Origin of the sequence: Aggregatibacter actinomycetemcomitans (assembly GCF_023518055.1) — a bacterium.
GTDB lineage: Bacteria > Pseudomonadota > Gammaproteobacteria > Enterobacterales > Pasteurellaceae > Aggregatibacter > Aggregatibacter actinomycetemcomitans.
In genome coordinates this window covers 474,745-486,600 of record NZ_CP085096.1, presented here as the reverse complement: position 1 = coordinate 486,600, position 11,856 = coordinate 474,745, and the positions used below count along the sequence as shown (strand labels likewise).

General features: G+C 45.6%; 12 protein-coding genes. 4 read left to right on the top strand and 8 right to left on the bottom strand.

Annotation, left to right across the window (positions count from 1 at the left end):
• Positions 1-9: 9 nt before the first annotated feature.
• Positions 10-1,401 (bottom strand): DHA2 family efflux MFS transporter permease subunit, encoded by a 1,392-nt coding sequence (locus tag LIN98_RS02460; protein WP_025298264.1) that lies wholly within the window; start codon positions 1,399-1,401, stop codon positions 10-12.
• Between the two features lie 351 nt (positions 1,402-1,752).
• On the opposite strand from LIN98_RS02460, the gene manX reads away from it, so the two are divergent.
• From manX to LIN98_RS02445, 3 genes are read left to right on the top strand one after another with little or no spacing between them, the layout of a single operon-like run.
• Positions 1,753-2,751, top strand: coding sequence for a PTS mannose transporter subunit IIAB (gene manX, locus LIN98_RS02455; protein WP_005573041.1), 999 nt, complete (start codon positions 1,753-1,755; stop codon positions 2,749-2,751).
• 11 nt (positions 2,752-2,762) lie between these two features.
• Entirely contained in the window at positions 2,763-3,566 is an 804-nt protein-coding gene (locus LIN98_RS02450) for a PTS mannose/fructose/sorbose transporter subunit IIC (RefSeq protein ID WP_005573042.1), read from the top strand.
• Between the two features lie 15 nt (positions 3,567-3,581).
• Positions 3,582-4,418, top strand: a complete 837-nt coding sequence (locus LIN98_RS02445; protein WP_005546267.1) for a PTS mannose transporter subunit IID — start codon at positions 3,582-3,584, stop codon at positions 4,416-4,418.
• Positions 4,419-4,598: 180 nt separating this feature from the next.
• Here LIN98_RS02445 and LIN98_RS02440 read toward each other — a convergent pair whose 3' ends face one another.
• Entirely contained in the window at positions 4,599-5,111 is a 513-nt protein-coding gene (locus LIN98_RS02440) for an N-6 DNA methylase (RefSeq protein WP_233443969.1), read from the bottom strand.
• A 305-nt stretch (positions 5,112-5,416) separates the two neighbouring features.
• Between LIN98_RS02440 and LIN98_RS02435 the strand changes: the two genes are divergently transcribed.
• Positions 5,417-6,463: an extracellular solute-binding protein gene (locus LIN98_RS02435; RefSeq protein WP_005546279.1), complete on the top strand. Its 1,047-nt coding sequence runs from the start codon at positions 5,417-5,419 to the stop codon at positions 6,461-6,463.
• A 60-nt stretch (positions 6,464-6,523) separates the two neighbouring features.
• Here LIN98_RS02435 and LIN98_RS02430 read toward each other — a convergent pair whose 3' ends face one another.
• From LIN98_RS02430 to atpF, 6 genes are read right to left on the bottom strand one after another with little or no spacing between them, the layout of a single operon-like run.
• The gene (locus LIN98_RS02430) at positions 6,524-6,952 is read right to left on the bottom strand and encodes a F0F1 ATP synthase subunit epsilon (RefSeq protein WP_005539557.1); all 429 of its coding nucleotides are present in this window, start codon (positions 6,950-6,952) and stop codon (positions 6,524-6,526) included.
• Between the two features lie 41 nt (positions 6,953-6,993).
• Positions 6,994-8,367, bottom strand: a complete 1,374-nt coding sequence (gene atpD / locus LIN98_RS02425; protein WP_249856152.1) for a F0F1 ATP synthase subunit beta — start codon at positions 8,365-8,367, stop codon at positions 6,994-6,996.
• A 16-nt stretch (positions 8,368-8,383) separates the two neighbouring features.
• Complete coding sequence (gene atpG / locus LIN98_RS02420) at positions 8,384-9,253, bottom strand: F0F1 ATP synthase subunit gamma (RefSeq protein WP_148322144.1); 870 nt, start codon at positions 9,251-9,253, stop codon at positions 8,384-8,386.
• A 15-nt stretch (positions 9,254-9,268) separates the two neighbouring features.
• Entirely contained in the window at positions 9,269-10,810 is a 1,542-nt protein-coding gene (gene atpA, locus LIN98_RS02415; RefSeq protein WP_249856151.1) for a F0F1 ATP synthase subunit alpha, read from the bottom strand.
• A gap of 12 nt (positions 10,811-10,822) precedes the next feature.
• Positions 10,823-11,371, bottom strand: coding sequence for a F0F1 ATP synthase subunit delta (gene atpH, locus LIN98_RS02410; RefSeq protein WP_005546289.1), 549 nt, complete (start codon positions 11,369-11,371; stop codon positions 10,823-10,825).
• A gap of 13 nt (positions 11,372-11,384) precedes the next feature.
• Entirely contained in the window at positions 11,385-11,855 is a 471-nt protein-coding gene (gene atpF / locus LIN98_RS02405) for a F0F1 ATP synthase subunit B (protein WP_005555006.1), read from the bottom strand.
• Between the last annotated feature and the right edge of the window lies 1 nt (position 11,856).

Here is an 11,856-nt window from a genome sequence, read left to right as displayed (position 1 = left end):
ACCGCACTTTCACCCCTTCCGAAAATTCCCCTCACCATCCTCGCTTTTAAGATAACTCAAGACCCACAACAGGGCGATGCCGAAGAGGGCGGAGGTGAGGAAAGTGGCGCTGAAGGCGTGTTGCAGTTGTGTGCCGTTTTCGCCGATGAAGTGGCGGTAGAGGTCTAAGATGACGGAAGAGACGGCGATGCTGATACCAATCCCCACTTGTTGGATGACGCTGAGATAAGTGGAACCGGTGCTGGCATTGTGGTCGTTTAAGTCGCTAATGGTGAGGGTGTTGACGGCGGTGAAAATAATCGACATGGAACAACCGTACCACGCCAGAATCAGCACCAACAGCCAAATCGGGCTTTGCTGATCTAAGAGGCTCATGGTGGCGATGGCGAAGGTCATGGAAAGTGCGGTCAAAATTAACGTCGTTTTGTAGCCGAAGCGCGACAGAACTTTCCCTGCGAAGGATTTGGTCAACACCGAACTCACGGCGATCGGCGCGAGTAACCAACCGGCAGCATCGGCGCCATAATTAAACACCACCTGCAACATAAGCGGCATTAAAAATGGAATGCCGGAACCACTCAAGCGAATGAAGAGGTTGGCGACGATGCCTACCCGAAAGGTGCGAACCGCAAATATATTGAGCGACAATAAGGGATATTGTGCCCGTCGGGCATAAAAATAATAAATGGAAAAACAACCGATTCCGGCAGCCAGAATCAAGGCGGTCATCCATTGGCTGACACGATCTTCGGACAACAAATCCAAACCGAGGGTCAAGCCTGCCAAGCCGCCGGCAAACAGTACGAAGCCCCGCCAATCCAGTTTACCGATATTGCCCGTACTGTTCGGCATATGTCGTCCGGCAAACCAAACGCCGAGCAAACCGATAGGAATGTTAATCAAGAAAATCCAATGCCATGTGGCGTGCGTCACCAGCCAACCGCCCACAATCGGTCCCAGCACCGGACCGATAAGCCCTGCCATCGCCATGGCATTCCACGCAGCAACCAGCTGGGTTTTCGGCACGTTGCGAATAATTGCCAAACGCGCCACCGGCATCATCAGCGCGCCGCCCAGCCCCTGCAACACACGCGACCAAATCAGCGCATTCAATGAATTGGATACCGCACAGGCGACGGAACCGAGTACAAAAATCGTCACTGCCACCCGAAACACATTGAGCGTGCCGTATTTATCGGCGATCCATCCGGTGAGCGGAATAAACAGGGCAACGGTGAGGGAATAACTGATGATCGTCATTTGCATTTCCAGCGGCGATTCATGCAAATCGGCGGAAATGGCGGGTAGCGCGGTGTTCAAAATGGTAGCGTCAAGGGATTGCATAAACAATGCCATGGCGGCAATTAGGGCTAAATTACGGTAATGTTGACGCTCACTCATCTGATTTTCTCGTTCTGCGGAGGCAAAAAACACCGTTATTTTCCGCCGCACTTTTGCGCCCTCCATGATAAGGAAAGCATCGTTGATTAATTTTGCCCGTATTCTACATGATTCGCGCCTATTGCATGCAATTTTAATCCGATTTTATTGTACCAACGACAAATCGGACGATTGTTTTTTTCACACAACGGCATTGCGGACACACTAAAGTGCGGTGCTTTTTCTTTATGTTTTTTATAAAAATGTGATCCTGATCACATAAAATCTACTAAAAAGCACCGAGCTTAAACGAATGAGTTGTCGGTTTTTAGGTAGAATGGTAAACGATGCAACTATCTTTAAGGAGACCAAATGACCATTGCTATTATTATCGCAACACATGGGGTCGCGGCGGAGCAGCTGTTAAAAACCACAGAAATGCTCATCGGCGAACAGGAAAATGTGGCGACCATTGATTTTGTGCCCGGTGAAAACGCCGAGACCATCATGGAAAAATATCAGGCGAAACTCAGCGGCGATCTTGCCCATTGCGACAAAGTGCTGTTTTTGGTGGATACCTGGGGCGGCAGTCCGTTTAATGCGGCAAACCGCGTGTCGGAAGGCAAGGACAACATGGATATCGTCACCGGTGTGAACGTGCCAATGTTGGTGGAAACCTTCATGGCGCGAGATGACGGTCCAAGTTTGGATGAATTGGTGGCAATCGCCTTAGAAACCGGCCGTACCGGCGTACGTGCGCTGCGTTATCAGGAGCCGGAAACCGAACCGACCGCGCCAACATCCGAGGTTCCAGCACAACCCGCCGCATCACAAGCTGAACCGCAACCGGCGATGGTCACACCGAATCAGGAAGGGCATTTGGAAATCGGTTTGGCGCGTATTGACGACCGATTGATTCACGGGCAAGTGGCAACCCGTTGGACGAAAGAAAGCCGTGTATCGCGCATTGTGGTGGTGAGCGACGAAGTGGCGAAAGACACCGTGCGCGCGACCATGCTAAAAAGCGTTGCACCGCCCGGGGTCACCGCCCACGTGGTAAACGTGGATAAAATGGTGCGGGTTTACAACAACCCTGAATATGCCGGCGAACGCATGATGTTGCTGTTTACCAATCCGACGGACGTATTGCGTCTTTCCGATGCGGGCGTTGATTTTAAATCCATCAATGTGGGTGGCATGGCGTATCGCGATGGTAAAAAAATGATTACCAATGCGGTATCCGTGGACGACAAAGATATTGCCGCCTTCAAAGCCCTTGATGCCAAAGGCATTGAGCTGGACGTGCGTAAAGTTTCAAATGACAACCGCCAGTACATGATGAATTTATTGAAGAAAAATAACTTACTTTAAAGGAAATGATTATGGAAATTACCACTTTACAAATTATTCTGGTGTTTCTGGTCGCCTGTATTTGCGGCGCAGGATCGATTCTTGACGAATGGCAAACCCAACGCCCGTTAATTGCCTGTACCTTAATCGGCTTAGTGTTGGGCGATATTCAAACCGGTATCATTATCGGCGGGACCTTGGAATTATTGGCGTTAGGCTGGATGAATATCGGCGCGGCCGTGGCACCTGATGCGGCACTGGCCTCCGTGATTTCAACCATTTTGGTTATCGTCGGTAAACAAGAAATCTCTACCGGAATTGCGGTGGCGATTCCGCTTGCCGCCGCCGGTCAGGTGTTGACCTATATCGTGCGCGCCATCACCGTGGGTTTCCAACATGCCGCGGATAAATCAGTGGAAGACGGCAACCTAACGCGTTTAGACTGGTTACATTGCAGTGCGCTAATGTTACAAGCCATGCGGATCGCCATTCCGGCGCTGATCGTCGCCTTAACCGCCGGTACTGATGAGGTACAAAGCATGCTGAACGCCATTCCTGACGTAGTGACAACCGGGCTTAAAATCGCCGGTGGCTTCATCGCTGTGGTCGGTTATGCCATGGTAATCAACATGATGCGTGCAGGGCATTTAATACCATTCTTCTATGCGGGCTTTGTCATCGCCGCTTATACCGAATTCAATCTGGTTGCCCTCGGTGTGTTAGGCATCGTGATGGCGGTGTTATATATTCAAATGCACCCGAAATATAACCAAAGCAAGCAAGTGGTGCAGGTAACAACTGCCGCCGGCAATGACTTGGACAATAGACTGGATTAATGAAGGAGCGATAACATGACAACCGAAGTCAGAAAAGTAACAAAAAGTGATTTGAACGCCGTCGTAATGCGCTCCAACCTGTTCCAAGGGTCATGGAACTTCGAACGTATGCAGGCGTTGGGCTTTGCCTATTCCATGGTACCGGTAATCAAACGGTTATACCCAGTACAGGATTCCCAAGAGCGCAAAGACGCCATTAAACGCCACCTGGAATTTTTCAACACCCAGCCTTTCGTCGGCGCACCCGTATTAGGCGTGGCAATTGCCATGGAAGAACAACGTGCCAACGGCAAACCGGTGGAAGATGCCGCCATCAACGGGATTAAAGTGGGTCTCATGGGACCGCTTGCCGGCGTGGGCGACCCGATTTATTGGGGGACCGCGCGTCCGGTCTTCGCTGCACTCGGCGCAGGCTTAGCGTTAAACGGCAGCATTTTAGGTCCGATTCTGTTCTTCGTTTTATTTAACCTCGTGCGTCTCGCCACCCGTTACTACGGCGTAATTTACGGCTACCGCAAAGGGCTGGACGTGGTCAGCGACATGAGTGGCGGCTTATTGCAAAAACTTACCGAAGGCGCATCAATCCTCGGTTTGTTCATCATGGGCGCCCTAGTGCAAAAATGGACCAGCATTAATGTACCGTTAGTAGTTTCCACCATCAAAAAACAAAACGGCACCGTTGAAGTCACCACCGTACAAAGCATCTTGGACAGTCTCATGCCAGGCTTACTGGCGCTACTGCTCACCTTCGCCTGTATGTGGCTGCTGCGCAATCGGGTAAACGCCCTGTGGATCATCGTTGGCTTCTTCGTCATCGGCATCTTCGGCGCCTGGACGGGCACCCTCGCGTAATTGACCACCACATCAAGAAAAGCACAGAATCCGCGCCGAATCTGTTGGATAACGCGTGGATTTTTATTCGATACAAGAAAAGTGCGGTGGTTTTTTCCGGTGTTTTTCACATTGAAAAACGTTCTGAAAATTGACCGCACTTTATCATCATTTCCTTCAACTCGAACGAGGGTTTTATTGCTATTTCCCCCCAAGCCTCAACACCCGCAACCGCTCCCCAATCTCCCGTCCTAATTCGGCAGACTCCGCAAAAAGCCGGTCTAAATCCGCTGAAAACCCCGCCATTTTCTGCTCGAATTCATCGGCGGAAATATCCACATAATCAATCTTCACCTCGAAATACTGCCCTGCCGAGAGGCTGTAGTTTTTCGCTTGGATTTCATCGTAGCCGACCACCACGCTGAAATTTTCCACCACCTGTTTGTCCGTAAACGTTTGGCAGATTTTTTGCTCTTCCTCGCGGGAAAGTACGGTTTTTTGGTTTTTGCCGTCTTTGATTTTTTCGCCCAAGCCAGACGCGTCGATTAGTCCCGCATTGATGCGGCACAGGCTTTCGGTGAAGATGTCGGGAAAGATGTTGGTCTGCCTATCCCATGTTGCGGTTTTTAGCGAAAGATAGCGGTAGCCCAGTCGCATCAGGTGCAATACGGCGGGAATTTTGACACGGGAGTTTTCGTTGTGGGTTTGGAACATGGTTTTTCCTGACTGATTACCTTTTTGTTGGCTATTATATAATATTTTTACACAGGCGAAATCATCTATACCTTATCGATCTTCCAGACAACTTTGTTTTAAGAAAAGTACAGAGGGAAATTTTAACCATTTCGAAAATCAGAAATAATCAAAAAACCCACCGCACTTTATGAGCAAAACGGCGCAGTGCTTTCACAAAACTAAGGGACAAGCGCTTAAAATCTGCTATACTGCCCGCCGAGTTTTTACTCAGTTTGCTGATAAAATTTAACCGCTCGCTATTTTTAGCTCCGGAGGACAATAAATTGAAAAACTTGTTTGCAAAAACATTAAAATCCCTTTGTTTCGCCTTGACTTTCCTTTCCATCACTGCCTTTGCGCAAGAAAAACTTTACGTTTATAACTGGACCGATTACGTGCCTTCCAATCTCATTGCCGAATTTACCAAAGAGACCGGCATTGAAGTGATTTATTCCACCTTTGAAAGCAACGAAGAAATGTATGCCAAACTTAAGCTTATTTCCGACAATGCCGGTTATGACTTGGTTTTCCCGTCCAGCTATTATGTGAACAAAATGGTGCAAGACGGTATGTTGCAAAAATTGGATCATGGCAAGTTAAGCAATTTCAAACAAATTCCGGACAATTTATTGCACAAAGATTTCGACCCGAATAACGACTATTCCCTGCCTTATGTGTATGGTTTAACCGGTATCGCCGTGAACTCGGAAGATGTTGACGTCAGCAAAATCACTAGCTGGTCAGATTTGTGGAACCCGGAATACAAAGGCAAAGTGTTGCTCACTAGTGATGCGCGCGAAGTGTTTCATGTGGCGTTATTGTTGGACGGAAAATCACCGAACACCACCAACGAAGACGAAATCAAAGCTGCTTACGAACGGTTGGAAAAATTATTGCCGAACGTCGCCGTTTTTAACTCCGACTCGCCGGAAGTGCCTTATGTGCAGGGCGAAGTAGCACTAGGCATGATTTGGAACGGTTCCGCCTACATGGCACACCGTGAAAACGAAAACATTCAGTTCGTCTATCCGAAAGAAGGCGCTATTTTCTGGATGGATAACTACGCTATTCCGAAAAGCGCGAAAAACGTCGAAAACGCCTATAAATTTATCAATTTCCTGCTACGTCCGGAAAACGCCAAAGTGGTTTTGGAACGCTTGGGCTATTCCATGCCAAACAACGGCGTAAAAGCCTTAATCTCACCGGAAATGGCAAACAACCCGACCTTATTCCCGCCGGAGGAACAAGTGAAAAAAGGCATTATTCAAGGTGACGTAGGTAACGCCATTGATATTTATGAAAAATATTGGAATAAGTTGAAAACTAATTAATTAGGGATAATAAAAAAGTGCGGTGGTTTTTTACCGCACTTTTCATGATTACCGATAAAATCAGCGCTTAGATTTGACTAATTGTTCTGTCAGTTCATAAGCACGAAGTTTTGCCAATTCTTTAGAAAGTTTGGACATTAATACTTCGTAATCTGCATCGTGGTGATGCTGACGAATGTTTTCTTCAGCACGTTTCTTCGCAGCAAGAATGCGTTCGCTGTCAAGTTCTTGGCCTCGAATAGCGATATCCGCAAGGACAATAACCGCTGTCGGTTGTACTTCTAAGAAACCACCGGAAACGTAGATAACTTCCTCGCTATCATTTTCCAACGTCAGCTTAACAATACCCGGCTTGATTGCCGTTAGTAACGGGGCATGACCCGGTAAAACACCGAGCTCGCCTTCAATACCAGTTGCTTGAACGCTTTTCACATTGCCGGAAAAGATTTGTTGTTCTGCACTTACCACTGTTAAATTAAATGTTGCCATGTTTTTCTCCTTCAAGTTTGATATGCATCAGCTTGAAGTGATTACATATTTTTGGCTTTTTCTAGCGCTTCGTCGATAGAACCGACCATATAGAACGCCTGTTCCGGAATATGGTCGTACTCACCGCTTAAAATATCTTTAAAGCCGCGAATAGTTTCTTTTAACGGAACATACTTACCCGGTGAACCTGTAAAGACTTCAGCAACAAAGAATGGTTGTGATAAGAAACGTTCGATTTTACGCGCGCGCGCTACCACTAATTTATCTTCTTCGGATAATTCATCCATACCAAGAATTGCGATGATGTCTTTCAATTCTTTGTAACGTTGCAAGATACCTTGGACGCCACGAGCGACATTATAGTGTTCTTGACCGACAACCAACGGATCCAATTGACGGGATGTAGAATCTAACGGGTCAACCGCCGGATAAATCCCCAAAGACGCAATTTGACGACTCAATACGACGGTGGAATCTAAGTGCGCAAAGGTAGTTGCCGGAGACGGGTCGGTTAAGTCATCCGCAGGAACATAAACCGCTTGTACGGAGGTGATAGAACCGGTTTTGGTTGAGGTGATACGTTCTTGTAACACACCCATTTCTTCCGCAAGTGTCGGTTGATAACCTACCGCTGACGGCATACGACCTAAAAGGGCGGATACTTCGGTACCGGCAAGGGTATAACGATAGATATTATCCACGAAGAATAATACGTCACGACCTTCATCACGGAATTTTTCCGCCATAGTCAAACCGGTTAAGGCAACACGTAAACGGTTACCCGGTGGTTCATTCATTTGACCATAAACCAGAGATACTTTATCCAATACATTGGAATCTTTCATTTCGTGGTAGAAGTCGTTACCTTCACGGGTACGTTCACCTACACCGGCGAATACGGAATAACCTGAGTGCTCAATAGCAATATTACGGATTAATTCCATCATATTTACGGTTTTACCTACACCCGCACCACCGAATAAACCGACTTTACCCCCTTTCGCGAATGGGCAAATTAAGTCGATAACTTTAATACCGGTTTCTAATAATTCGGTACTGTTGGATTGTTCTTCATAGCTTGGTGCCGAACGGTGGATTGACCAACGTTCTTCTTCACCGATTGGACCTTGTTCATCGATTGGTTCGCCCAATACGTTCATAATACGACCAAGGGTTTTTGTGCCTACCGGTACTTGAATCGGGTCATTGGTATTTTCTACTTTCAAACCGCGTTTTAAACCGTCGGAGGCACCCAGTGCGATACAACGTACCACACCACCGCCTAATTGTTGTTGAACTTCAAGGGTTAAACCTGTTTCAACTTTTAATGCATCATAAACTTTTGGTACTGCATCTTGTGGAAATTCGACGTCAATCACCGCACCGATGATTTGTACAATTTTACCTGTCGCCATTACCGTTCCTCTTCTACTAAATCGCTGCCGCGCCGGCAACAATTTCATTTAATTCATTTGTGATACTTGCTTGACGAGCTTTGTTATACACCAACCGCAAATCATTAATTAAATTACCTGCGTTATCCGTTGCTGCTTTCATCGCTACCATTCGAGCCGCTTGTTCTGAAGCTAAATTATCTACAACCGCTTGATAAACCTGAGATTCTAAATAACGAACTAAAAGACTGTCTAATAATACTTTTGGATCAGGTTCATAAATATAATCCCATGCCTGTTGTCTTTCGCTTAGGTGATCGTTTTCCATTTCCGGTAAAGGAACTAATTGTTGTATAACCGGTTTTTGCGACATCGTATTAATGAATTTATTGTACGCAATATAAATCGCATCAATTTCACCATTACGATAAGCATCAAACATGGCATTCGCCACACCAATTAATTCTTCCAAAGCCGGGTTATCGCCCAAACCGGAAAGTTGTCCTTTGACATTAAAGCCAAGAGAACGGAAAAAACTAATCCCTTTAGAACCGATTAAACCAAGTATGGTAGCGGCATTCTGCGCTTTCCAGTCCTTAATTTGGTTAAGCGTGGCTTTAAACAAATTAACGTTTAAACCACCGCACATTCCACGATCGGTAGAAATAACTAAAATGCCGACATTTTTCACTTCACGTTCCACTAAGAACGGGTGTTTGTAACCGATACTGGCTTTAGACACATGACTGATAACATTACGGATAGTTTCAGAATACGGACGAGATGCCGCCATACGATCCTGCGTTTTACGCATTTTCGAGGTTGCAACCATTTCCATTGCCTTGGTGATTTTCTGCGTACTCTGCACGCTGGCAATTTTGGTTTTTATCTCTTTTGCACCTGCCATCTTGTTTCTCCGTTACTACCAAGCACTGTTAGCTTTAAAACTATCTAAAATACCTTTTAACGTATCTTTGATTTCGTCATTATAGTTACCGGTTTTGGTTAGTTCTTGCATAAACTCGGCATAATTACGATTTGCATAATCTAAAAGTGCGGTCTCAAAACTTGCTATTTTTGATAACTCCACATCTTCCAAATAACCGAACTCAACAGCAAATAACACAACAGCCTGTTCCGCAACCGAAAGCGGCGCAAATTGTTTTTGTTTTAGCAATTCAGTTACTTTTTCACCGTGAGAAAGTTGTTTACGGGTTGCATCATCAAGATCGGATGCAAACTGTGCAAACGCCGCTAATTCACGATATTGGGCAAGTGCGGTACGAATACCACCGGCTAATTTTTTGATGACTTTAGTTTGTGCCGAACCACCTACACGGGAAACGGAAATACCCGGGTTTACCGCAGGACGAATGCCGGAGTTAAATAGGTTGGATTCCAAGAAAATCTGACCGTCAGTAATCGAAATTACGTTGGTTGGAACGAAGGCGGAAACGTCACCCGCTTGTGTTTCGATAATCGGAAGTGCGGTTAAAGAACCGGTTTTACCTTTAACTTCACCGTTAGTGAATTTTTCTACATATTCTTCATTTACACGAGAGGCACGTTCAAGTAAACGTGAGTGTAGGTAGAATACGTCACCCGGATAAGCTTCACGACCCGGCGGACGACGTAATAACAAGGAAATTTGACGATAAGCCACCGCTTGTTTGGAAAGGTCATCGTAAACGATTAATGCATCTTCACCACGATCGCGGAAATATTCACCCATTGCACAACCGGCATAAGGCGCTAAATATTGTAATGCGGCAGATTCGGAAGCAGAAGCAGCAACCACGATAGTGTTGGCTAATGCGCCGTGTTCTTCTAATTTACGTACCACATTGGCAATGGTTGATGCTTTTTGACCGATTGCAACATAGATACATTTAATACCGGAATTACGTTGGTTGATGATAGTATCGATAGCCAATGCGGTTTTACCGGTTTGACGGTCACCGATAATTAACTCACGTTGTCCACGACCGATTGGTACCATGGAGTCAACGGCTTTATAACCGGTTTGAACAGGTTGATCAACGGACTTACGTTCAATTACACCCGGTGCAATGACTTCAATTGGAGAAAAACCGTCATTTTCAATTTCACCTTTGCCGTCAATCGATTGACCAAGGGTATTTACCACACGACCTAATAAACCGCGACCTATAGGCACTTCAAGAATACGGCCGGTACATTGGACTTCCATGCCTTCTGCAAGATCGGCATAAGGCCCCATTACCACTGCACCAACAGAATATCTTTCTAAGTTTAATGCCATTGCGTAGCTATTTCCCGGTAATGCAATCATCTCACCTTGCATCACTTCACTTAAACCGTGAATACGAATGATACCATCGCTGACTGAAACGATTGTTCCCGTATTACGCGCTTCGCTTTCTACATTAAACTGGGCAATGCGTTTTTTTATTAATTCACTAATTTCAGTTGAATTTAGTTGCATCTTCTAATCCTCTTATAATTGCAACTCATTTGCCAGACGGGTAAGTTGCCCACGGCTACTTCCGTCAATCACAAAATCATCTGTACGAATGATAACTCCGGCAATCAGTGAGTTATCAATGTTGCAATTTAACTTAATTTTACGGGCTAATTTCTTTTCCATTGCGGCAGCAATTTTTTCTTGTTGCGCGACACTTAATGGTTGAGCTGAGGTGACCTGAACTTCCGTAATTGCGTTATATTCCTCAACATAATGCCGGAATTCTTTGAATACTGCCGGAAGGACAGTTAAACGCTTATTTTCAGCCATTAACCGAATCAAATTTTGCCCATATTGATTTATTTGTTCACCACAAATTGCGATCACCGTATCCGCCAGTTTTTGTGCCGAAAAAGAGCTTGTTAAGAAATCTTTCATGGTGTCATTTTCAACGACTTCAGCAAGAAAACCTAACATTTCTCCCCATTTTCCCACCGCACTTTTGTCAACCGAACGCTGTTCTACGGCAAAATCAAATGCTGCTTTTGCATAAGGGCGAGCTATGGTAGTTAATTCTGACATAAGCTCAACCTTCTTATAGTTCTGCAACTAATTTATCAATAATGTCATTGTTTGCCGCTTCATCAATAGAACGACCCACAATTTTTTCTGCACCGGCAACAGCCAAAGACGCCACTTTAACACGCAATTCTTCCTGAACACGCTTACGCTCGGCTTCCACTTCCGCATAGCCTTGTTCAATAATTTTCGCTTTAAGTTCTTCAGCTTCGTTTTTAACTTCGTCCAATACTTCGTTACGACGTTTATTGGCATCATCCAAAATTTCTTGTGCCTGAATTTTGGCTTTAGAAATTTCTTGTTCAACAAGGGCTTTGGTATCCGCCTGTTCTTTTTTTGCCACTTCCGCCGAAGCTAAAGCATTTGCAATTTGGCTTTGACGCGTTTCAATTGCCTTAATAATTGGCGGCCAAACAAATTTCATACAGAACCACACAAAAAGTGCGAATGAAATGAGTTGACCAATTAATGTTGCATTTAAATTCACA

What these genes read in the sequence shown, in the direction of transcription:
- LIN98_RS02460 (WP_025298264.1), bottom strand. Translation starts at nt 1,401, where the DNA reads ATGAGTGAGCGTCAACATTACCGTAATTTAGCCCTAATTGCCGCCATG.
- manX (WP_005573041.1), top strand. Translation starts at nt 1,753, where the DNA reads ATGACCATTGCTATTATTATCGCAACACATGGGGTCGCGGCGGAGCAG.
- LIN98_RS02450 (WP_005573042.1), top strand. Translation starts at nt 2,763, where the DNA reads ATGGAAATTACCACTTTACAAATTATTCTGGTGTTTCTGGTCGCCTGT.
- LIN98_RS02445 (WP_005546267.1), top strand. Translation starts at nt 3,582, where the DNA reads ATGACAACCGAAGTCAGAAAAGTAACAAAAAGTGATTTGAACGCCGTC.
- LIN98_RS02440 (WP_233443969.1), bottom strand. Translation starts at nt 5,111, where the DNA reads ATGTTCCAAACCCACAACGAAAACTCCCGTGTCAAAATTCCCGCCGTA.
- LIN98_RS02430 (WP_005539557.1), bottom strand. Translation starts at nt 6,952, where the DNA reads ATGGCAACATTTAATTTAACAGTGGTAAGTGCAGAACAACAAATCTTT.
- atpD (WP_249856152.1), bottom strand. Translation starts at nt 8,367, where the DNA reads ATGGCGACAGGTAAAATTGTACAAATCATCGGTGCGGTGATTGACGTC.
- atpG (WP_148322144.1), bottom strand. Translation starts at nt 9,253, where the DNA reads ATGGCAGGTGCAAAAGAGATAAAAACCAAAATTGCCAGCGTGCAGAGT.
- atpA (WP_249856151.1), bottom strand. Translation starts at nt 10,810, where the DNA reads ATGCAACTAAATTCAACTGAAATTAGTGAATTAATAAAAAAACGCATT.
- atpH (WP_005546289.1), bottom strand. Translation starts at nt 11,371, where the DNA reads ATGTCAGAATTAACTACCATAGCTCGCCCTTATGCAAAAGCAGCATTT.